We start from the raw sequence: 23,111 nt of genomic DNA on the forward strand, positions 1-23,111 counted from the left end.
AAATAGTGGGAGAAGGTGAGTGAATGAGTATTTCCTCTATTGTAAGTAGGCAAAAGGAATATTTTTTAAAAGGGCATACGAGAAGCATCGAAATGAGGAAGAATAATTTGAAGAAGCTTTATGAAGGCATTCAGCGTTTTGAAGAAGAAATATTTCAGGCATTGAAATTAGATTTAAATAAGTCAGTTCACGAGTCGTTTACAACGGAAGTTGGATATGTATTAAAAGAAATTTCCTTTCAATTGAAACATATGTCATCGTGGAGTAAACCGAAACGAGTTCGAACAGCACTCACTCATTTTGGATCAAAAGGAAAAGTAGTGCCAGAACCGTATGGTGTGACGCTTATTATTGCACCGTGGAACTATCCTTTTCAATTAGCAATTGCACCACTTGTAGGAGCACTGGCAGCTGGAAATACAATCGTTTTAAAGCCGTCAGAGTTAACGCCAAGCGTTTCAAAAGTGCTTAAGAGAATGTTAGATGAATTATTCCCAGAAGAGCTTGTAGCGGTAGTAGAAGGTGGCGTTGAAGAGAGTACATCTTTGCTGAGGGAACCGTTTGATTATATTTTCTTTACTGGTAGTGTTGGAGTTGGAAAAGTTGTAATGGAAGCAGCAGCGAAACAGTTGACACCGCTCACTTTAGAACTTGGCGGGAAAAGTCCTTGTATTGTACATAAAGATGCAAAGATAGAGATGACAGCAAGAAGAATTGTTTGGGGTAAGTTTTTAAATGCAGGGCAGACGTGTGTAGCGCCTGATTATATGTATGTGCATTCTTCCGTGAAAGAAAAGCTAATTGAGGCACTGCGACATGAAATTACAGAGCAGTATAGTAAAGAACCTTTGCGAAATGAAAATTATGTGCGTATTGTAAGTGAGCGTCATTTTGAACGATTATGTGGATTCTTACAAGATGGTCAAGTCGTAATTGGTGGAAACTATAAGAAAGATACATTACATATTGAACCGACAGTACTAGCGGATATTACATGGAAAGATACTGTTATGGAAGATGAAATTTTTGGTCCGATTTTACCAATCATAGAGTACGACAACATAGAAGATGTAATTGGCACAATCCAGCAACATCCGAAGCCGTTAGCGTTATATGTATTTTCTGAAGATAAAGAAGTACAAAAGAAAGTGACGAGTAATATTTCATATGGTGGAGGCTGTATTAATGATGTTGTCTATCATCTTGCCACGCCATATTTACCTTTTGGGGGTGTTGGAAGTAGTGGATTAGGGGGTTATCATGGGAAAGAAAGTTTTCGGACTTTTTCACATTATAAAAGCATTTTAGCCCAATCTACAGCATTCGACATGAAAATTCGTTACTCTTCTACAAAAAGTGCTTTAAAATTCATACGAAAGTTGTTAAAATGATGATGGTGTTTATCAGTAGGCGTAGCCGTATGATAATAGCCCCTTCGCAATGGAAGGGGTTTTTCTGTTCGACGTTATGTATCATGCGAAAATGAATCCAACATACTACATAAAGAATAGAAACGAACGCTTGTTAAATAATCATTTTTGTTTGGATCGAAACAAAAAATAGTCTATAGAACATAAATATTTATTCATGAATATAAAAATTAAAAATTTAAGGTAGATAGGACGGGAAAATGAAAAAGATTATTAAAGTTGAAGCAGTTGAAAAACATTTTGGAAATCAAGTGATTATCCCACCTCTTTCTTTAGATATTAAAGAGGGAGAGTTTTTAACAATTTTAGGACCGAGTGGCTGCGGGAAAACGACTTTACTTCGTATGATCGCAGGATTTGAAACTCCAACTAAAGGGAATCTTTTATTAGATGCTGAAAGAATTAACGATTTGCCGCCATATAAGCGTCATATGAACCTAGTGTTCCAACATTACGCACTATTCCCACATATGACAGTAGAGAAGAATATTTGTTTTGGTATGAAAATGCAGAAAGTATCAGCAGCAGAGCAGAAAGAGCGTGCTGAAGAGGCAATGCGTTTAACGCAGTTACTTGAGTTCCGTAATCGTAAACCTGCGAAGCTTTCTGGTGGACAACAGCAGCGTGTTGCAATTGCAAGAGCGATTGTAAATAATCCGCGTGTATTACTATTAGATGAGCCGCTTGGAGCGCTTGACTTTAAGTTACGAAAAGACTTGCAACGTGAATTGAAAAACTTACAACGTAATTTAGGAATTACGTTCATATACGTAACGCACGATCAAGAAGAAGCAATGAGCATGAGCGATCGTATTGTAGTTATGAATAAAGGACATATCGAACAAATCGGAACACCGAAAGAAATTTATAATAAGCCGAAAACATTGTTCGTTGCGACATTCATCGGTGAAAATAATATTGTGAAAAACGGGGAAGGCTATGTAGCAATTCGCCCTGAAAATGTAAAAGTACGTTCGGTTGAAGAGTCAATTTTAAAAGAATACCATCTTGGACATATTGAAGATATCGAGTTTGTCGGAAATATGGAGAAGCTTTATGTACGTGATGAGAAAACATCAGAATTACTAATGGCATATCAAACTGCTGAAGAGGCAGCGCAGTGGAGCATTGGAGATAATGTATATGTAGGCTGGGAGCAAGAGGACGAGGTGACCTTAAATTGAAAAAAGGGAAATTACTCGCACTACCTACAGTCGCGTGGCTGTTAATTTTCTTCCTAATCCCGCTCGTATTCGTATTAGGATTCGCCTTCATGCAGCGCGGAGCTTACGGGACAGTAGAAATGCAATTTACGCTGGAGAATATATCCCGTGTGTTTGATCCTTTGTACTTAGGAACGTTATGGGAAACTGTTAAGATCGCAGTTATTACAACAGTAATATGTTTATTAATTGGTTATCCGTTTGCGTATACAATTACAATTGTTGACCGCAAATACCGCTCTATTCTTTTATTATTGGCAACGATCCCGTTTTGGATTAACTTTCTTGTTCGTTCATACGCATGGATTGTTATTTTACGTTCACAAGGTCTTGTGAATACGTTGTTATTAAAGCTTGGCATTATTAGTGAACCGTTAAATTTATTATATAATACTCCTTCTGTAATACTCGGAATGGTCTATTCTTTATTACCATTTATGATTTTACCAGTGTATGCAGCAATTGAGCAGCTGGATAAGCGTAAGCTAGAAGCGGCTTATGATTTAGGAGCAACACCAATAAAGGCATTTTGGAATATAACAGTGCCGATGACGATGTCAGGAATTGCGACTGGTTCTATTTTAGTATTCGTTTCTTCTATCGGAATGTTTGTTGTATCAGACGTGATGGGCGGATCGAAAGTAGCATTAATCGGAAACGTTATTCAAAATCAATTCTTAGGTGCACGTGACTGGCCATTTGGATCTGCGTTATCGATTATCGTTGTTCTATTCTCTGTTCTGTTAATTTACTTATATTATCGTGCAACGAAAGTATATAAATATAATGAGAACGGAGGGGAATAGGCAAAGATGAAGAAGTTTTTAGTTTCTTATTCTTGGTTAATTTTGTTATTCTTGTATTTTCCAATGATGGTTTTAATGGTCTATTCTTTCAACGACTCTCGCATTAATGCGGAGTGGGAAGGTTTTACATTCCATTGGTATACAGATTTATTTCAAAAACAAGATGTTATTGATGCATTTGTAAATAGTATTACGATTGCAGTTATAACAACGATTGTGACAACGGTACTTGGTGTATTCTTTGCAATTGCTTTACATCGTTATAAATATCGTTTCGAAGGGGCTATTAATGGCCTTGTATATTTACCAATTTTAATTCCTGATATTTTAATGGGATTATCTTTACTAATTCTTTTCAGCCAGTTAGGAATGGAACTTGGACAAACAACGATTATTATTGCACATATTACATTTAGTATTTCGTTTGTTGTTGTTATTTTAGCTGCGCGTCTTTCAAGTATGGGACGTGACTTAGAAGAAGCTGCAAATGATCTAGGAGCAACGCCTTGGCAAACGTTTCGTTATGTAACGTTCCCAGCAATTGCACCGGGAGTTATTTCGGCAGCATTATTAACATTCACATTATCAATTGATGATTTTGTAATTAGTTTCTTCGTATCAGGACCAGGATCAACAACATTGCCATTATATATTTACAGTATGGTTAAGCGCGGAGTATCACCAGAAATTAATGCTCTTTCTACAATTTTAATTGTTGCTATCGTAGGATTAATGGTTCTATCTGAAATCTTCCGGAATAAAGGTGCAGATGGTGAAGAAAACTCTGGAGGACACCTTCCTTTATAATACGAACGATATAGAAAGTACAAGGGGGTAATAAACCGATGAAATTAATGAAAAGAATAGCTGGCGCAGCAATTAGTTTTAGCCTTGTTGCTGGTGTGCTTGCTGGTTGTGGTGAAAAGAAAGAAGAATTAAATATTTATAGCTGGGCTGACAATTTTGATGAGCAAGTGCTAAAAGATTTTGAAAAGAAATATAATGTGAAAATTAACTATGACAAGTACGCAAGTAATGAAGAAATGCTTGCGAAATTACAAGCTGGTGGCGCAAAGTACGACTTAATCCAGCCGTCTGATTACATGGTTAAAACAATGGCGAAAATGGACTTATTAGCGCCGTTAGATAAAAAGAATATCCCGAATATCGAAAATATGGTTTCTAATTTCAAAACACCTGCGTTTGATCCAGAGAATAAATATTCTTTAGTGTACACTTGGGGTGTAACAGGGATTGCATACAATAAAAAGTATGTGAAAGAAGCACCTACAAGCTGGGCGGACTTATGGAATGAGAAATATAAAGGACATGTAACGTTACTGAACGATTCTCGTGAAGTATTAGGAGTGGGTCTTAAGAAGCACGGGTTCTCAAACAGTACGAAAGACGATGCACAATTAAAGACAGCAGCAGATGATTTAAAGAAGCTGCTTCCAAACTTATTAGCATTTGATACAGATAACATTAAACAAAAATTCATTACAGAAGATGCTTGGATCGGAACAGTTTGGTCTGGAGATGCAGCATTTATCGCAAAAGATAATAAAGATGTAGAATATGTTGTACCGAAAGAAGGCGGCACAATTTGGGCTGATACGTTAGCAATTCCAAAAGGTGCAAAACATAAAGAGCTTGCTGAGAAATTTATGAACTACTTACTAGATGAAAAAGTAAGTGTGAAAAACTACGAGTCAATTGGTTACAGCAATCCAAATGAAAAAGCTCATCCTCTTCATAGTAAAGAATACCGTGATAATCACATGATTTTCTTAACGAAAGAAGAGTTAGATCGTACAGAATGGCTTGTTGATGTAGACGATAAGTTAAAAGACTATGATCGTTACTGGACAGAGCTAAAAACAAAAGGTAAATAAGTAAGGAAATGCGGTTTCTAAAGTAGAAATCGCATTTTTTCATAGTAGGAGGAAATCGTTTGAAGAAGAAGTTACATCAGTATGAGGTAATGTGTATCGGTTTGTTATTTGCTGTATTTGGTATTGTTGCTTGGCGCGTACATGCAGGTGGCGTTACAGTGATGGATACATATGTCCGTGGATTAGTAAGAGGGCTACAAACGGAAAGTTCTCTTATATTTTTCTCGTACTTTACAAAATTGGGATCAGCAATTGGGATAGTCACTACGCTCGTTATAAGTTTGCTTGTTTTTTGGAAGAAGCGTTATTATGCTGCGATGATTGTATATCCAATGGGGATTTTAATAACACATCTTGTGAATAAAGGGATAAAAGAGATTGTAAAGAGAGAACGTCCGTCATTAAATGAAGGGCTAGATGCACTTGGATATAGTTTTCCTAGTGGACATGCAATGCTATCGATTATGACATTTGGATTTCTTACTTATATCATTGCTGCTAATTTGAAAAGCGTAGCTGGGAAATGTGTCACAACGATTTTGATGGGTATAGTAATTCTATCGATTGGATTAAGTAGAGTCATTTTAAATGTACATTACCCAACTGATATTTTAGCTGGTTACTGCGTAGGTGGTATTTTGTTAATTATCGCGATTTACTACCATCGTTTACTTACTGAGAGATTAGGGCTTAATAAGGAGAGATAGAAAAACGTCTGGAAAAACTATTATTATAGTTTTTCCAGACGTTTTTTGTTTATATCAAGATGTGATACAGTATAAGTGACAATTGAATTATTTAAAGTAGGTGAAAATGTGTGAAGACAAATGTACATAAAGTTGATAAGTGGGGGAAGTTAGGAGCTTTTTTGTATCAGTTTCGTTATACAGTAATTGTAGCGTTACTGTTGCTCGCAATCGCACTTGGGATTTTTGCTCCAAAGTTACCGGGAGTATTAGGTGGTGACGGTTTCCAAACGGAAGGCGACTATCAAAAAACAAAAGAAATTTTAGATCAAGATTTTAAGAAGTCTCAAGATACGCTACTGCTCGTTTTTGAGAAAAATAAAGATGCTTCGCATGAGGAATTTAAAAAGCGAATAGATGAAATTGTAAAGAATGTTCAAGAGAAAGAGAGCTATGAATCTTTCCATCACCCAATCCAAAATAAAGAAATGCTACAAGATGACATCGGTTATGCGACAATTTTATTTTCCGGGAAAACAAATAAAGAAAGAATGGAAAAGACATTACAATTTGCTGATGAGATTGGGAAAGAAAGTAATGTAGCATTAAAAGTAACACCTACAGGATTCCCGAAAATTAATCAAGAGATTAATGAAAGAACGCAAAATGATTTAAAAGTAGCAGAAATGATTGGATTACCAATTGCGTTTCTTGTATTACTATTTTCGTTTGGTAGTCTTTTGGCATCAATTTTACCGATTTTGAATGGGGCGCTTAGTGTTATTAGTACGATGGGGATATTGTATTTCATCGGTGTTGATAAAGAACTATCTATTTTCGTGTTAAACGTTGCGCCGATGATTGGACTTGCATTATCTATTGATTTTGCGCTATTATTTGTGAACCGTTTTCGAGAGGAAGTTGCTAAACGAACGGTAAAAGAAGCGATAGCAATTACATATCAAACGGCAGGACGTGCGATTGTATTTTCAGGATTATGCGTATTTGTTGGGTTATCCGGTTTGTTTTTCTTTAAGATAGATTATATTCAATCTGTCGCGATTAGCGGAATGATTGTTGTCATTATGAGCATTTTATTCTCACTCACACTTCTTCCAGCACTATTATCGTTAATAGGTAAAAGAATATTAAAAAAGAATCAAGTAGCACATACGCCGGCAAAAGCATGGCGTAAATTTGCACAATTTGTCATGAAACATCCAATTGCAATGATTATTGTTGTTACAACATTTATTGTTATTTGCTTATTACCATTACGTACAGCGAATTTGCAGTTCCCTGGTGTTGAAGCTTTACCTGAAAAGAGTGATACAAGGATTGCATATGAAAAGTATGAAGAAGCATTTAATGAAACTTTCAAAACACACGCTGATGTTACGTTAGTTGTAGAGACGAAAAAAGATATGAAAGAAAAAGAAAGTCTACAAAAGATAGAAGAAGTCGTTCAAAAGTTAAAAGATGATAAGAAAGTACATGAAGTAAGAAGTTTATACGACGGGTTAACTGGAATGAAAGCAGATCAAGTTGTTGGAATATTGCAGTCGCCAGAATCAGCGAAACTAACTCCTGTATTTGAAGCATACACGCAAGGGAATAAGACGACGATAGAAATCTTTTTGAAAACAAAACCACGTACAGAGACTGCAAAACAGTGGGTACGTGACTTTAAAAAGAACTATAAAGAAACGGATGTTACGTATTATCTAGGCGGAATGACGACGTTTCAACAAGAATTAGAAGATGAAATTAAAGATAAAGTTGTAATTGGTATGTCTGTTATATTTGGATCGACCTTTGTTATATTATTATTTGCATTCCGATCTATACTCATTCCAATTAAGGCAATTGTTATGAATATACTTAGTTTAAGTGCAACCATTGGAATTGTTGTTTGGTTATTTGAAGGTGGTCATTTCGGTTTAGAAGCAAGTCCGGTTCTGTTTGTCTTACCAATCTTCATTTTTGGCCTCGTATTTGGGCTTAGTATGGATTATGAAGTATTTCTTATTTCACGTATTCATGAGCTCTATGAAGAAACAGGAGATAACGATCAAGCAACGTTAGAAGGGCTCGTTTCAACAAGTAGAATCATTACATCAGCTGCTTTAATAATGATTGTTGTAACTGGTGCATTCGCATTTACTGATATTTTACCAGTAAAGCAGATGGGTCTTGGCGTTGCATTAGCAATATTTCTTGATGCAACAATTATTCGTCTTATGCTCGTACCAAGCTTAATGAAGTTATTTGGAGACTGGAACTGGTGGTTACCATTTCGAAAAAAACGAGAAAAAGCATCGTAAAAAATGCTCATCAATATGATGAGCATTTTTTATGAATAGCAAAGCCTACATTTTGCAAATAGTATGTGATAAGAACATTACATAATAAGTAGGTGAAGGCAATGTTTCGTTATTTTAAGTTTAAGTTAAATGATACAGTACAGTTTGCCGAGAACGATGGGCATATGTATCGCATTGTCGGTTATCGGTTAGAAAAAGGATTTTATCCAAAAGATGAATGGACTCATATCATTTATGAACTACTTAGAGAATTTGACGGGTATACGATGGATGCAGAAGAGGAAGAACTTGTAAAGGTCGTTCAAGTAGAGGATGAGTATTACAAAATACAAGAAGTATCAGGTTATCGCTATCCAGTAAAAATGAAACAAAAACAACAAGTGATGAAAATAGAAAAGATGGACGATTTATTAGATGCTTACAATGATTATAAAAGGTTGGCGGATTTCTTTAAAGATTTATCGTATGAACAAAAAGCTGAAGAAGTATTATTAGAAATGAAAAGACTTAGAGCTTGAGGGGCAGTCTATTATAAGACTGTCCTCTATTTTTGACAGTGCATCAAAGTGTGTTTTCCGTTACAATGAGAGAATCAATAGAAATAAGGTGATAAACAGTATGGAAACAAAGAAAAAGGGTGAATGGTGTGAAATTATCGTTCCAGCTAAATGGAATGGTATAAGTATTGAATCGGTATTAAAAGTAGAATGGGAAATACCGAAAAAGCTATTACATCAGCTTCGTATGGAAAAAGGTGTTACGGTTAACGGGGAACAAAGAAGATGGAATGAGCTTTTAAAAGAGAACGATAAGTTACAAGTCCATATGTTTGCAGAGGAAGAGTACGGTGTAGATCCAGAATATGGTGAATTACATGTAGTATACGAAGATGATCACGTACTTATCGTAAATAAACCAGAGCAAATGGACACACACCCTGCTGAAAAAGGTGGAACCGGGACGCTTGCAAATCTTGTTGCTTTTCATTTTCAAATGCAAGGTTTAGAGACGAAGGTGCGTCATATTCATCGTTTAGATAAAGATACGACAGGTGGTGTCGTGTTTGCTAAGCATAGAATTGCTGGTGCAATTATGGATCGTCTATTAATGGAAAGAAAAATTAAAAGAACGTACGCAGCGCTCGTTGAAGGGAAAGTAAAGAAGAAACAAGGAAAGATTGATGCTGCTATCGGAAGGGATCGCCATCATGCTACAAGGCGTCGTATTTCTCCAAAAGGTGACCAAGCTATCACATATTATAAAGTAGAAAAGTATTTTAAGAAGCAAAACACGACTTTCGTAACGTTACAATTAGAAACGGGTAGAACACATCAAATTCGTGTTCATATGAGTCATAATGGTAATCCACTAGTTGGGGATGTATTATATGGTGGACAAACAAAATATATGTCCAGTCAAGCATTGCATGCGATGAAGATAAATTTCTTGCATCCAATTACGAAAGAAGCAATTGAAGTTGATGTGCCGTTTCCTACAAATTTAAATAAAAAAATAAAAGAATTTCAAAAAGAAAATGCGTAAAGTATAAGTTTTAACTTGAAAAAAGTAGATTTTTGCAGGGATTTCTCTAAAAGAAGCGAAGCCGTTAAGAGAAAAGAGAGGTGAGAATCACTTGATCAAATATAAGTATGTACTTGGAATATTTTTCGCTTGTCTTTTACTTACTCTATTTCTCTATCCCTATTTACCAAATCGTATGGCAGTACATTGGAATGTAAATGGTGAGCCAAACGAGTTTATGAGTAAACAAGTTGTTGTAGCATTTATTCCTTGTTTTATTATTTTTTCATATGGATTTTTGTATATTATTTCACATAATATATTTAAGTTTAATGAAAGAGAGCATGGTATTATAGGCGGATTTATAAAGAAAATTACGTTATTTATGTTGTTTATTCATATGCTTATCCTCTTTATTAATTTTGGGGATTTGATATCCTTTCAAACAGGATTAACGATTGGGATTAGTATGTTTCTTTTTATGCTGAGTAAAGAATTTAAGAAAATAAAAGGCAAAGAAAAAGATCCAATTAAATTACAAAAAATTCGTTTAGTAAGTAGACGAATTTTTCAAGTGATGGCATGTGGCATATTGTTTTCATTGTTTTTGAACTTAGAGTGGGGATTTTATGTATTGCTTAGTGTAATAAGCTGTGGATCTATGTTGTTTATGTTATATATTTTCTATTCATACATAATAGAAAGCTATGAAACTTAAAAAAGAGTCTTCTCATGAGAAGACTCTTTTAATCTATTTATTTCGTAATAAATTGTTGTGTCCAGTAGTTGCCGCTTTCTACATAGCCAACACCGATGTGAGTGAAGCCGTTATTTAAGATGTTTGCACGGTGTCCAGCGCTGTTCATCCAAGCTTGTACTACTTCTTCAGGTGTACGTTGGCCTTGAGCGATGTTTTCACCTGCAGATGTATAAGAAATACCAAATTTCTTCATCATATCAAACGGAGATCCGTATGTAGGACTGTTATGATCAAAGTAGTTGTTTTTTTGCATATCTTCAGACTTAATACGTGCTACTTTACTTAATTCAGTATCGATTTTTAGTGCTGGTAAGCCTTGTTTTGCACGCTCAGCGTTTGTTAATTCAACAACACGTTGTTCGAACTCGCTTAAAGATTTTGCTTCTTCAGCAGGCTTTTGCTCAGCTGGTTTTTGTTCAGCAGGTTTTTGAGTATTGTTGTTTTCAGCAGGTTTTTGAGCTTCTGGTTTTTGAACTTCTTCAGCAGGCTTTTGCTCGGCTGGTTTTTGTTCAACTGGCTTTTGAGTTTCTGGCTTAGCTGTTGGTTGCTCAGTTACAACATTTTCAGTAGGTTGTTGACCAGGAATGAAGCAGTTTGGTTGGAAGTTTCCTTGTTGCCATTGTGCTAATGATTCAACTCCCATAGATTGTAAGAATGCTTGTAATTCTTGTTGGCTCATTTGTTTCATCATCACTTTTGAATGCTGAATATTTTGAACCTTTAAGTTAGATGGTTGTACTGTTGCAGCTTGTGCATCTAGAGAAGATACTCCTAAAGTAAGAGCTGTTGCAGCAGCTACAGATAATAAAACACGCTTTTTCATGATGTGTGTCCCCCTATATAAAGTTTTAATTTGTTTTCACACGATTTGTTTTTGACAGCCTGTCTGACTGACAAATTCATCGTAGCATACAATTTGCGAGAAAAAAGATGGAAAAAAATTCATAGACTTTAAAATTACCTAATTTATCCTAAGAGAAGGAGGGAGCAAAAATAAGAGAAATATAGAGTATAAAAGGAATTTATAGTGTTTTTATACTTGGTTTTAAGAGGGGGTTTTTGGATAAAGTTACCTAAATAGAAAATGAAGAATCCTATTGTATCAATGGTTTGAGCGATTTTTTGAGGAATATAATGGATTGATTTTTACAAAACTGTAATGTTTCTGTTGTTCTTTTTTATAATAAAGTAACATATTTTTAATGTTGTAGCAGACAAAAAAGCGGCTATCTCTTTACATAGACGAAGGAGATAGCCGTTTTCCTATTATTACGTATGTTACGAGTTATTACGAGTTAGTTTCAATTGCTTCTAATAATAAATCCACAATGTGAATTCCTCTTATCTTATGAGAAAGCCCTTCTCGCTCAATACCCAATTTCATTTGTAATAAACAACCTGGATTTGCAGTAACAATGGTTGCTGCTTCTGTTTCATGCACACGGTCCATTTTGTAATCTAGAAATTCCATTGATAACTCTGAATGAACAATATTGTAAATACCAGCAGAGCCACAGCAACGATCGGCATCTTTCATTTCTCGATATGTTGCACCTTGGATAGCCTCTAGTAACATACGAGGTTCAGAAGATGTGCGCATAACATTGCGTAAATGACAAGAGTCTTGATACGTAATAACTTGCGGCGTGAGTCGTAAGTCAGTTCGCTTATGGAAGTCTAGTTCTACTAGTATAGCAGTAATATCTTTAATCTTAGAAACAAACTGCTTAGCACGTTCAGCCCAATCCGGATCATCCTTTAAAAGATAATCATAGTCTACGAGGTAAGCTCCGCAACCACCTGCATTCGTAATAATATAGTCGATGTTTAAGTCTTCGAATGCTTTTATATTGCGCTTTGCTAATTCTTTTGCTCCACTCTTTTCACCAGCATGTCCATGCAATGCACCGCAGCAACTTTGTGTTTTCGGAATAACGATATCACAACCAGCTAATTGAAGAAGTTTCATCGTTGCGTTATTTGTTTCTAAAAACATCGTATCCATTAAGCAGCCTGTGAAGAATGCAACTTGTTTTTTCTTTGTACTTTCTGCAGGTAAAAATGAAGGACGATCTTTCATCGCTTTCATTTTAGGGACTTTTGGTAAAACGAGATCCATCGTTGCAAGTGTTTCGGGGAATAACTTCATAATCCCTGTTTTATGTGTTAGCGTTTGTAAACCAGAACGTTGATAAAATCCGATTAGTCCAGTTAATGTTCTCATTCGATTTTGATGGGGGAATAATCCTTCAAAAACGACTTTTCGAACAGCTTTCACTGGCACCGAGAATTTTTTATTTTGATTAATAATATCACGAGCTTCTTCTAATAAATGCCCATAATTTACACCAGATGGACAAACAGGCTCACAAGCACGGCAACCAAGACAAACGTTTAATGTATTCTCAACATCTTCATCTGGTTCGATTAAACCATCAACGACAGCTTTCATTAATGCGATACGTCCGCGCGGTGAATGTGACTCTTTATATCCGGATTGAATGTAGGTAGGACAAGTAGGTAAACAAAAACCGCATCGCATACAGTTTAGTAATTCATCTTCACTTAATCGTTCTTTAAATTCTTTTTGAATATTTTCTTTATTCAATGTCGTCATCGCTCAACCACCACTCTTTTTCGGGTGTCTTTCGCGAACATTTTTCCAGGATTCATAATGTTATTTGGATCGAAAGCTTGCTTTATTCCTTGCATAGCTGCAATACCTTCCTTACCTAATTTCATTTCTAAATATGGAGCTTTCATCGCACCAACACCATGTTCACCAGTAATTGTGCCACCAAGTTCAATTGCTTTCGCAAATATTTCAGCAAAAGCTTGTTCAGCTCGGTGCATTTCTTCTGCATTACGAGCGTCTGTCATACAAGTTGGATGTAAGTTACCATCACCAGCGTGTCCAAACGTACAAATAGGAATATTATATTTTTTTGCAATGGTATTAATAGCTTCAACCATTGGAGCTATTTGTGAACGTGGTACAGTTGCATCTTCTAATATTGTAGTAGGTTTTAATCGTGCGAGCGCTGATAGGGCACTACGGCGAGCGGTACGAAGCGCATCTGCTTCCGTCTCATCTTTTGCAACGCGAACATCAACTGCATTCATAGAGTGACAAACGTTAGCCATTTTTTCAATATCTCGATTGACTACTTCGGGTGGACCGTCTTGTTCGATTAATAAAATTGCTTTTACATCTGTAGGTAAACCGATTTGTGCAAACTCTTCTACTACTTCAATTGTCGGTTGGTCTAAAAACTCCAGTGTTGCTGGAATGATTTTATTTGCAATAATAGAAGAAACAGCACGTGCAGCTTCATTAATATCTTCATATAATGCAAGCATTGTTTTCTTTGTTTCAGGCATAGGAACAAGTTTTAATATGGCTTCTGTTACCACGCCAAGTGTTCCTTCAGAACCGATAAATAAACGAGTTAAATCGTAACCAGCTACATCTTTTGCTAATTTACCACCAGTGCGAATAATATCACCATTTGGTAAGACAAGTTCAAGCCCCATTACATAATCACGTGTTACGCCATATTTCAAACCGCGTAATCCACCTGAGTTTTCATTAATATTACCGCCGATTGTAGAAATTTTCATCGAGCTTGGATCTGGTGGATAAAATAAACCTTTTTCTTCTACCGCTTTAATAATATCAAGTGTAATGACACCAGCTTGTACAGTAATTGTTAAGTTTTCTTCATCAATTTCTAAAATATTGTTCATATGGCGGAAAATAAGGACGATACCGCCTTCAAGTGGACATGTTCCTGCGCAAAGATTTGTTCCAGACCCGCGCACATACACAGGAATTTTGTGAGTGTTACATACTTTTAACACTTCAGCTACTTCATTTGTATTACGAGGAGCAATGACTGCATCAGGCATTGCTTGGAAGTTTGGAGTGGCATCATAACTATAAGTTAAACGCCCCATATTGGATGTATCTACATTATCTTCGCCAACAATAGATACGAATGAATGAATAATTTGTTTTTCTAACATTGGAAATCCCCCTCAAACTGTTAACGTGTTTAGTTATAATAAACAACGTGGTAACAGTGCTTTCATTATAATGATAAAAAAGTCGAGGGATTCTTTCTATGTATAATCATCTAAAGATTAATCTGTTTTATCGTTCTTTTTTGTATGATTATCTAATAGGAGGAGTGCGAAGTATAAAACGTTTAAGTCTTTGAATTGTTTTGGATCAAGTCCTGTATGTTCTTCAATCTTTTTTAGCCTATAATGTAAGGTGTTAATGTGTATATGTAATTGTTTAGCTGTCTGTTTATAAGATTGGTTATAATCGATAAATAAGCGTAAAGTGTGCATAAGCTCAGGAGATGATAGTAAGCTTTCGATGGTACGCTCTAGAAATTGTTCACGCGTTTCGGCAGAAATATCTTGTAAACACATTTCTAAACGTAAATCTTCATTAAATACAATTTTTTTCGTTTCCAATGATACAGAAAGAGCACGTAATGCTTGTTCGTAACATATGTTCATATTGTTTGGGGTAACTGTTTGCCCAATCCCGATATATAAAGGAATAGAAAATAAAGCTTCGCAGTCTTGTTTTAACCGTTTTAAAAACTGATAAGTTTGTTCTTTGGAGCTCATCGCTGTAAATAAAATAAAACGATCATTTCCCCAGCGAACAAATAGATGCTCTTTTGTTAAAATATTTCGTACATGTTGCCATATTTTACGCTGGAGCATTGTGTCATTTTTGCCAATAGAAAACAAAACAAGTTGTTTTTTCTTATATAAATCAATGCCAAGTGTTTTGGCACGATCAAGAAAACTCGGGGACCACTCTGTATTTTGAAGCCAATCAAAGACAAAAGCTTCATAAGAACGGTGCTCAAGTTCTAATTGCTCTAAAAAGTAGTTTTCATGAATTAATAATTCGGTCATCTTACGCAATATTTCTCCGTAGCGTGAAATATTTTCAGGTTCTCCGGTAATCCCAATGACACCAATTACTTCATCATGAAATAATAGAGGAAGATTCATCCCAGCCTTTACACCTTGCAATCGCCTTTCATCTTCTTTTGTAATGATGACGGTTTTCTTTTGTTTAGCGCAGCGGAGTGCACCTTCATGAAATTGGCCAATTCTTTCTGTATCTGTACTTGCGATAATAACGCCTTCTATATTAATGATAATTATATTTTCTGTAATTAGTCTGCGTACTTCTCGTACAATTTTATTCGCTAAATCAGGAAATAGCATAATTGACACACCTCAAATTCTATTTGTTGTACATTATATATGTAAATTGAGTAAGAAAGGGAAATTTCACACTTTCCACACATTTATTTGTTATTTTACAATTATAACGAAATCATCTGAAGATGGAGGGAATCTTTTGAGAAAGTATGTTTTTCTTCTCTGTTTTTTATTTCTATTAGTAGGGTGTCAAGGAAGTTCATATACACCAATTGCTAAAGATAAAAATGTTATTATAACTACGAATATAAAAGAAGGCAGTATTAGTTTTATTGATAAAAAAGATAAAAAGTTAATTACGACATGGGAACTAAATGAGCCAATGGCCGGAATCACACTGCTTCCAAATGGCGATGAAATACTTGTATACGGTAAGCAATTAGAATATATGTATGTATATTCACTAGCGGAAGGAAGGCAAGTGGAAAAATATAAAACTGGAAAGGGCATTGTAAATGTGGTCGTATCAGCAGATAAAAAACAATTATTTGCTGCTGATCAAAATGTTCAAAAGGTAAGGTTCTTTACGATAAATGGGAAAGAGACAGGAAATGTTTCAACAGGAAAAGGGCCTATAACGATGGTAGAGTATCAGAATCGGTTATCTGTACTAAACTTTTATGATACGAAACTAACGACAATTGATACGAAGAAAAAAGAAGTTGTTCAATCCTTTATGATTCCGCCAGCATCAACAGGAGCGACGATTAGTCCTGATGGGAAAGAAATATGGATTGGCGGGCATGGTGATGGAAATCAAGTGAATGAGAAAGTATTAGTGTATTCTTTACAGAGCGGTGAAATGGTACGTTCTTTACACGCTCCATTTATGCCTGTGAACATAACGAAAGATAATAAGTACATATATGCATTAAGCCACGGTTCGAATATGCTTAGAAAATTTGATATTAGTACGTATAAAGAGGTAGCTTCCGTTGAAATAGGCTCAAATCCATTTGCATTTTTGAAAAGCGGAGCAGAAGGATATGTAGCAAGTTATGATAGTGATGAAGTGTGCGTCATGGATATGAAGAGTATGAAAATAAAACAAACAATTAAAGTCGGAAAAGGACCGTTTCAACTCATAGAGAGGGAAGGGAAGGACAATGAATAAATATAGAGTGCTAGTTGTAGATGATGAAAGTGATATGAGACAGCTTGTTGGAATGTATTTGGATAACTTTGGATATGAGTGGGGAGAAGCTGAAAACGGAAAAGAGGCTCTTAAAAAACTAGAAACGGATCATTATGATTTCGTTGTATTAGATATAATGATGCCAGAAATGGATGGACTTTCAGTTTGTAAAGAAATTAGAAAAACGTCAGATGTGCCGATTATATTTTTAACCGCAAAAGGTGAAGAGTGGAATAGGGTGAATGGCTTACGTATGGGAGCAGATGATTATATTGTAAAACCGTTTAGTCCTGGTGAATTGGTTGCCCGTATGGAAGCTGTACTAAGAAGATATACAAAGCAAGAACAGCAAGAAGAGATTCAATTTGGACCAATTCTTATCAATGAAAAAAGCAGACGAATTGAGGCGAATGGTGAGTCGATTTCTCTTACTGTAAAAGAGTTTGATTTACTATATTTTCTTTGTCAGCATACAGGACAAGTATTTAGCCGGGAGCAATTACTTGAAAAGGTATGGGGATATGATTATGCCGGAAGTACAAGAACAGTAGATACGCACGTGAAAACGATGCGCTTGAAGCTTGGAGAAAGTGGAAACTACATTCAAACTGTTTGGGGTGTAGGCTATAAATTTGAGGTGTAACATATGTTTACGATGGTACAAAAACTTTGGCTTACAGTAGTATGTGCAGTATGTGTAACAGTGTCCTTTCTTTATTTCGTATCTTTATACTCGTATGAAAAGTTATACGTTGATAATTTAAAAGCTTCGTTAGTAATGGAAGGAAAAAGTCTTGCTGCTCAATATGATAAGCGTGAAGGAATATCAACTTTTGAAGAGAAAGTAAGATCGTTTGATCAAATATCTAGTTCGGACGTTATTTTCGTATCTAATCCGCGTGATTTAAGCGCATGTTTGCCTTTTGATGTGCATCATCATTCTCTTATAAGTGAAGGAGATAGGCAAACGCTATTAGATGGGGAAACTGTGACAAAAATAGGATATGAAGAACATTTTGACCGTAATATTATGGGGGTTGTCATTCCTGTATTGGAAAATAAAAAATTAGTCGGAATTGTCTATTCGTATATTCCTTTAAAAAGTATAAAAGATTTAATCTATGATATGGGTCTTATTTTAGCACCGTTAGCAATTGCTATGATTTTAATTACGATATGGGTTGGAAGAAAAATTATAATTGCAATTACGAAGCCACTTTCGCAAATGGAGCGGGTTGCAAATCATTTGGCTACGGGAGATTTTTCGGAGCGGATTACAGTTTCTTCAGAGGATGAAATTGGACGATTAGGAAAAGCATTTAATAAAATGGCAAATTCATTAGAAACAGAAGATGTAAAGCGTAAGGAATTTTTAGCAAATGTTTCGCATGAACTTAGAACACCACTTAGTTATATAAAAGGGTATAGCGAGGCTATTTTAGATGGTGTTGCAAAGGGAGCTCAGCAGGAAAAAGTAACTCAGCTAATTCATAAAGAAGCAGGTCGTATGCAGCGTCTCGTTCATGACTTGTTAGACTTAGCACAATTAGAAGGTGAGCACTTTCCGTTAAAGAAGCAACCTATCGTTTTTTCACAGCTGATTGAAGACGTATTAGATACGTATGAGATTAAGTTTATAGAAAAGGAAATTCATATTTCAACCAATTTAAATCCAGAGGTCATTGTCATGATTGATGAGGATCGTATGCAACAAGTGCTTCATAATGTGTTAGATAATGCGATACGATATACAAATCAAAAAGGAAATATCGTTATAACTTTAGAGCAAATCGATGATTACTGTGAATTAAAAATAAAAGATACAGGAATTGGCATTGATATAGAGCATTTGGAGAATCTTGGGGAACGCTTTTACAGAGTTGATAAAGCGAGAAGTCGTCAACATGGTGGAACAGGTTTAGGCCTTGCTATTGTGAAACAAATTGTTCATATACATGGTGGACAGTGGAAAATTGAAAGTGAAAAAGATAAGGGAACAACGGTTATTATTAAACTGAATGTACAGGATGAGGGGGGCATGTTCTAATTTTTAGGGCATGTTCTTTATATTGAAGAAAATATTTATCCCGCTATTCGCTGGTCAGTAAGACCCTCACTGATTAAAGTTTCACTTTATACGTAAAAATATAAATTAATATGTAATAAATATCGAAAATTTGACTATTTTATGAACAAAACATTTGTACTTCTTATCAATTCGGTCTAAAATAGTTATGATGCAAAGTTCTTATAAATCGTTTCAATTGTTGTTTGGAAGATACTGAGGTGATTTAACTGGAGTACAAATCTATTAAACCGAAAAAAATTTACGAAGAAGTATCTGAAGCTATTTTAACAATGATTAAAAATGGTACGTTAAAACCTGGTGACAAACTACTCCCTGTGCATCAATTAGCTGAGCAGTTTCAAGTTGGCAGATCTGCTGTTCGTGAAGCGCTAAGTGCGCTAAGAGCGATGGGCTTAATTGAGATGAAACAAGGAGAAGGTACATATGTGAAGAACTTCGATTCTTCTTCATTAACGAAATCATTAAACAATAGATTATTAATGAAGAAAGAAGATATTTTGAATTTATTAGAAGTACGAAAGGTGCTTGAAGTGGGGGCAGTTCGAGTAGCGGCGGCAAAACGTACGGAAGATAATTTACAAAATATGAAACATTGGTTAGATGAAATGGCAAAGAGCATTGGAGATGAAAAGGCTGGCGAAAAAGCCGATTTTCAATTTCATATGGGAATTGCAGAGTCTTCGCATAATAGCATTTTGCTTGAACTCATGAATCATGTTTCAGAGATGATTGCTGAAACGATTGGTGAATCAAGACGCATTATTTTATATGGTGAACAAACGACATCAGAACGACTTATAGAAGAGCATCAAGTTATATATGATGCGGTGTTAAAACAAGATGTAGAATTAGCGCAGCAAGCAATGCTAGATCACTTAACAAATGTAGAACATATTGTCACAGGTAAAAACGATATAAATTCGTAATTTAATCTTTTAAAAATTTAATTTTCTGATAAAATAGAGAAAGATTAAGTAAGCGTTTTCTTTAGGAGAGGGAGAGGATAGGCCATGGTTGAGCCTATTTCTTCTCTGCTAAGTCATCTGATGACCATATGTTTGTTGGTGAAGTTGTAAAAAGGGGGAGTAATAGTTATGAAAGTTACTTTATTTGTTACTTGTTTAGTCGATATGTTTGAAACAAATGTCGGCAAAGCAACGGTTGAAGTGTTGGAGCGTTTAGGTTGTGAAATTGAATTTCCAGAAGCGCAAGTTTGTTGTGGTCAGCCTGCTTATAATAGCGGCCATGTAGAAGCAGCAAAAGAAGCAATGAAACATATGATTGAAACTTTTGAAGATGCAGAATATATTGTTACGCCATCTGGTTCTTGTGCGACAATGTTTCATGAGTATCCACATGTTTTCAAAGATGATCCAAAGTGGGCTAAACGTGCACAAAAAGTTGCTGATAAAACTTATGAATTTACACAGTTTATTGTGGATGTTTTAAAGGTTACTGATGTTGGTGCAAGTTTACCAGGGGTCGCTACTATTCATAAATCATGTCATATGACACGTATGCTTGGAATAAAAGAAGCACCAGGAATTTTATTATCAAATGTAAAAGGATTAACTGTGAGAGATTTGCCAAACGTGCAAAATTGTTGCGGGTTTGGGGGAACGTTTTCAGTTAAGATGACTCCAATTTCTGAGCAAATGGTAGACGAAAAAGTAGATAGTGTAATGGAAACAGGTGCAGATTATTTAATCGGTGCAGATTGTGGGTGTTTGTTAAACATTGGCGGACGTATTGAGCGTTTAGGAAAAGAAGTAAAAGTAATGCATATTGCTGAGGTACTGAATAGTCGCTCATGAAGGGGGAACATAAGCTATGTCTATGAAAATCAGTGAGAAAAAATTTAATGATCGCGTTGGTGATGGAATTCAAGATTCGTTTATGCGCGGAGCAGTATCTTCTGCACAAACGCGTTTATATACGAATCGCTTAAAAGCCGCAGATGAACTAGGAAACTGGGAAGAGTGGCGTGAACTAGGTGAACAAATTCGTCAACATACGTTAGAAAATCTTGATTATTACTTAATGCAGTTAAGTGAAAATGTATCAAAAAGAGGCGGACACGTGTACTTTGCGAAAACGAAAGAGGAAGCAGCAAAGTATATTCAAGACGTTGCAAAAAAGAAGCAGGCAAAAAAGGTAGTAAAATCAAAGTCGATGGTAACAGAAGAAATTAGTATGAACCATGCGCTTGAAGAGATTGGCTGTGAAGTGTTAGAGAGTGACTTAGGAGAGTATATCTTGCAAGTAGATAACGATCCACCTTCACATATTATTGCACCTGCACTTCATAAAAATAGAACGCAAATTCGCGATGTATTTAAAGAAAAGCTAGGCTATGAAAATTCTGATGACCCGTATGAAATGACAAAGTTTGTTCGTAAACAACTTCGTGAGAAATTTATGGATGCAGAAATTGGTGTAACTGGTTGTAACTTTGCTGTTGCAAATACTGGCTCTCTTTGTTTAGTAACGAATGAAGGTAATGCAGATCTTGTTATGTCAATTCCTAAAACACAAATAGCGGTAATGGGTATGGAACGTATGGTTCCGACAATGGAAGAATTAGATGTTTTAGTTGGTTTACTATGTCGTAGTGCAGTAGGTCAAAAATTAACAAGTTATGTAACAGTAGCGGGGCCAATTCAAGAAGAGGAAGTTGATGGACCTGAAGAATTTCATTTAGTTGTTGTTGATAATGGTCGCTCTCAAATTCTTGGATCTGAATTCCGTTCAGTATTACAATGTATTCGTTGCGCTGCTTGTGTTAATGTATGTCCTGTATATCGTCACGTTGGTGGACATTCATATGGATCGATTTACTCAGGACCAATCGGTGCGGTATTAACACCGCTTCTAGGTGGATATGATGATTACAAAGAGCTTCCTTATGCATCTAGTTTATGCGGAGCATGTACAGAAGCTTGTCCAGTAAAAATTCCATTGCATGATTTATTATTAAAACATCGTCAAGTCATCGTTGAGCAAGAAGGTCGTGCACCACTTGCAGAAAAACTGGCTATGAAAATGTTTAGTATGGGTGCTTCTTCAGCTGCTTTATATAAAATGGGTTCAAAAATGGCACCAGCGGCAATGAGTCCATTTACATCTGGTAATCGTGTATCAAAAGGTGTTGGACCACTTAAAAACTGGACGGATATTCGTGAATTCCCAGCTCCAAGTAAAGAACGATTCCGTGATTGGTATAAAGATCATAAGAAAGGCGGGGATAAATAATGACAGGATTAATTCAAAACCGTGATGCCTTTCTAGATAACATTGCAAAAGAACTTGGGCGCGCGCGTAAAACAGAAGGCTTAGAGCGTCCAGTATGGAAAAGTAATGTGAATATAGAAACGTTAAAAGATTATTCACAAGAAGAATTACTAGAAGTGTTTAAAGAGCAATGTACAAACATTCATACAACTGTAGTAGAAACGACAAACGACCGTTTAGGTGAAGACCTTCAAAAAGTAATCATGGAAAACGGCGGGGGACCTATTTTATTATCAGCAGATGCGCGTTTTGATGCATATGGTTTAACATCTTTATTTAAAGAAGAACTTCCAAAGCGAGATGTTGAAGTAAATGTATGGGATCCAGAGAGAAAAGACGAAAATATGCGTTTAGCTGAAAAAGCGAATATTGGTATTGCATTTAGTGATTATACATTAGCTGAATCTGGTACAATTGTTGTACAAAGTCATAAAGGTCAAGGGCGTTCTTTACACTTTTTACCGACTGTATATTTTGCTATTATTCCACGTGAAACACTTGTGCCTCGTATTACACAAGCAGTTCAGGATATGAACTCACGCGTAGAAAATGGGGAGACAGCGGCATCTTGTATTAACTTTATTACAGGGCCAAGTAACTCGGCTGACATCGAGATGAATCTTGTTGTCGGAGTACATGGACCATTAAAAGCAGTTTATTTCATCGTATAAAAGAGGGGAAAGCAGGCCAGGAAA

Annotated in this window: 21 protein-coding genes; 17 read left to right on the top strand and 4 right to left on the bottom strand. The window is 35.8% G+C overall.

The window, feature by feature from the left end; genetic code table 11:
- Positions 1 to 23 precede the first annotated feature (23 nt).
- The 10 genes from MKY21_RS06550 (at position 24) to MKY21_RS06595 (ending at position 10,603) form a co-directional block, all read left to right on the top strand.
- Positions 24 to 1,391 carry an aldehyde dehydrogenase gene (locus tag MKY21_RS06550; protein ID WP_000028383.1) on the top strand — a complete coding sequence of 456 codons (1,368 nt, stop codon included), beginning with the start codon at positions 24 to 26 and terminating at the stop codon, positions 1,389 to 1,391.
- 239 nt (positions 1,392 to 1,630) lie between these two features.
- Entirely contained in the window at positions 1,631 to 2,614 is a 984-nt protein-coding gene (gene potA, locus MKY21_RS06555) for a spermidine/putrescine ABC transporter ATP-binding protein PotA (RefSeq protein ID WP_000720318.1), read from the top strand.
- Positions 2,611 to 3,459: a spermidine/putrescine ABC transporter permease PotB gene (gene potB, locus MKY21_RS06560; RefSeq protein ID WP_000715500.1), complete on the top strand. Its 849-nt coding sequence runs from the start codon at positions 2,611 to 2,613 to the stop codon at positions 3,457 to 3,459. Before potA ends, potB begins: the two co-directional genes overlap by 4 nt.
- A gap of 6 nt (positions 3,460 to 3,465) precedes the next feature.
- Positions 3,466 to 4,266 (top strand): spermidine/putrescine ABC transporter permease PotC, encoded by an 801-nt coding sequence (gene potC / locus MKY21_RS06565; protein ID WP_000714192.1) that lies wholly within the window; start codon positions 3,466 to 3,468, stop codon positions 4,264 to 4,266.
- Between the two features lie 38 nt (positions 4,267 to 4,304).
- Entirely contained in the window at positions 4,305 to 5,354 is a 1,050-nt protein-coding gene (potD, locus tag MKY21_RS06570; protein ID WP_000772485.1) for a spermidine/putrescine ABC transporter substrate-binding protein PotD, read from the top strand.
- Positions 5,355 to 5,413: 59 nt separating this feature from the next.
- Entirely contained in the window at positions 5,414 to 6,061 is a 648-nt protein-coding gene (locus MKY21_RS06575) for a phosphatase PAP2 family protein (RefSeq protein ID WP_044584239.1), read from the top strand.
- A gap of 110 nt (positions 6,062 to 6,171) precedes the next feature.
- Complete coding sequence (locus MKY21_RS06580) at positions 6,172 to 8,364, top strand: MMPL family transporter (protein ID WP_000856421.1); 2,193 nt, start codon at positions 6,172 to 6,174, stop codon at positions 8,362 to 8,364.
- A 101-nt stretch (positions 8,365 to 8,465) separates the two neighbouring features.
- A complete protein-coding gene (locus MKY21_RS06585; protein WP_000490301.1) occupies positions 8,466 to 8,882 on the top strand; it encodes a hypothetical protein in 417 nt (138 codons plus the stop codon).
- Positions 8,883 to 8,982: 100 nt separating this feature from the next.
- On the top strand, positions 8,983 to 9,906 hold the full coding sequence (locus tag MKY21_RS06590) for an RluA family pseudouridine synthase (RefSeq protein WP_000448322.1): 924 nt from the start codon (positions 8,983 to 8,985) through the stop codon (positions 9,904 to 9,906).
- Between the two features lie 91 nt (positions 9,907 to 9,997).
- The gene (locus tag MKY21_RS06595) at positions 9,998 to 10,603 is read left to right on the top strand and encodes a DUF1648 domain-containing protein (protein WP_000598995.1); all 606 of its coding nucleotides are present in this window, start codon (positions 9,998 to 10,000) and stop codon (positions 10,601 to 10,603) included.
- Between the two features lie 37 nt (positions 10,604 to 10,640).
- Here the strand turns inward: MKY21_RS06595 and MKY21_RS06600 are convergent, their stop codons facing one another.
- The 4 genes from MKY21_RS06600 to MKY21_RS06615 all read right to left on the bottom strand — a co-directional run bounded on the left by MKY21_RS06600 (position 10,641) and on the right by MKY21_RS06615 (position 15,913).
- On the bottom strand, positions 10,641 to 11,468 hold the full coding sequence (locus MKY21_RS06600; protein ID WP_000747588.1) for a CAP domain-containing protein: 828 nt from the start codon (positions 11,466 to 11,468) through the stop codon (positions 10,641 to 10,643).
- Between the two features lie 465 nt (positions 11,469 to 11,933).
- Positions 11,934 to 13,262: a (Fe-S)-binding protein gene (locus MKY21_RS06605; protein WP_000209648.1), complete on the bottom strand. Its 1,329-nt coding sequence runs from the start codon at positions 13,260 to 13,262 to the stop codon at positions 11,934 to 11,936.
- Entirely contained in the window at positions 13,259 to 14,671 is a 1,413-nt protein-coding gene (gene glcD, locus MKY21_RS06610; RefSeq protein WP_000890754.1) for a glycolate oxidase subunit GlcD, read from the bottom strand. Before glcD ends, MKY21_RS06605 begins: the two co-directional genes overlap by 4 nt.
- A 117-nt stretch (positions 14,672 to 14,788) precedes the next feature.
- Positions 14,789 to 15,913: a CdaR family transcriptional regulator gene (locus tag MKY21_RS06615; protein WP_001999325.1), complete on the bottom strand. Its 1,125-nt coding sequence runs from the start codon at positions 15,911 to 15,913 to the stop codon at positions 14,789 to 14,791.
- A 127-nt stretch (positions 15,914 to 16,040) separates the two neighbouring features.
- On the opposite strand from MKY21_RS06615, the gene MKY21_RS06620 reads away from it, so the two are divergent.
- The 7 genes from MKY21_RS06620 to MKY21_RS06650 all read left to right on the top strand — a co-directional run bounded on the left by MKY21_RS06620 (position 16,041) and on the right by MKY21_RS06650 (position 23,087).
- Positions 16,041 to 17,015, top strand: a complete 975-nt coding sequence (locus tag MKY21_RS06620) for a YncE family protein (protein WP_001234145.1) — start codon at positions 16,041 to 16,043, stop codon at positions 17,013 to 17,015.
- A complete protein-coding gene (locus tag MKY21_RS06625; RefSeq protein ID WP_001046400.1) occupies positions 17,008 to 17,679 on the top strand; it encodes a response regulator transcription factor in 672 nt (223 codons plus the stop codon). Before MKY21_RS06620 ends, MKY21_RS06625 begins: the two co-directional genes overlap by 8 nt.
- A gap of 3 nt (positions 17,680 to 17,682) precedes the next feature.
- Positions 17,683 to 19,083, top strand: a complete 1,401-nt coding sequence (locus tag MKY21_RS06630) for a sensor histidine kinase (RefSeq protein ID WP_000494794.1) — start codon at positions 17,683 to 17,685, stop codon at positions 19,081 to 19,083.
- Positions 19,084 to 19,361: 278 nt separating this feature from the next.
- Positions 19,362 to 20,051, top strand: a complete 690-nt coding sequence (locus MKY21_RS06635; RefSeq protein ID WP_254904472.1) for a FadR/GntR family transcriptional regulator — start codon at positions 19,362 to 19,364, stop codon at positions 20,049 to 20,051.
- A gap of 168 nt (positions 20,052 to 20,219) precedes the next feature.
- Complete coding sequence (locus MKY21_RS06640; RefSeq protein ID WP_000869150.1) at positions 20,220 to 20,939, top strand: (Fe-S)-binding protein; 720 nt, start codon at positions 20,220 to 20,222, stop codon at positions 20,937 to 20,939.
- A 16-nt stretch (positions 20,940 to 20,955) separates the two neighbouring features.
- On the top strand, positions 20,956 to 22,377 hold the full coding sequence (locus MKY21_RS06645) for a LutB/LldF family L-lactate oxidation iron-sulfur protein (RefSeq protein ID WP_000061930.1): 1,422 nt from the start codon (positions 20,956 to 20,958) through the stop codon (positions 22,375 to 22,377).
- The gene (locus MKY21_RS06650; RefSeq protein WP_341075778.1) at positions 22,377 to 23,087 is read left to right on the top strand and encodes a LutC/YkgG family protein; all 711 of its coding nucleotides are present in this window, start codon (positions 22,377 to 22,379) and stop codon (positions 23,085 to 23,087) included. Before MKY21_RS06645 ends, MKY21_RS06650 begins: the two co-directional genes overlap by 1 nt.
- Positions 23,088 to 23,111 lie beyond the last annotated feature (24 nt).

This window comes from Bacillus sp. FSL R9-9497, assembly GCF_038005805.1.
Taxonomy (GTDB): domain Bacteria; phylum Bacillota; class Bacilli; order Bacillales; family Bacillaceae_G; genus Bacillus_A; species Bacillus_A cereus.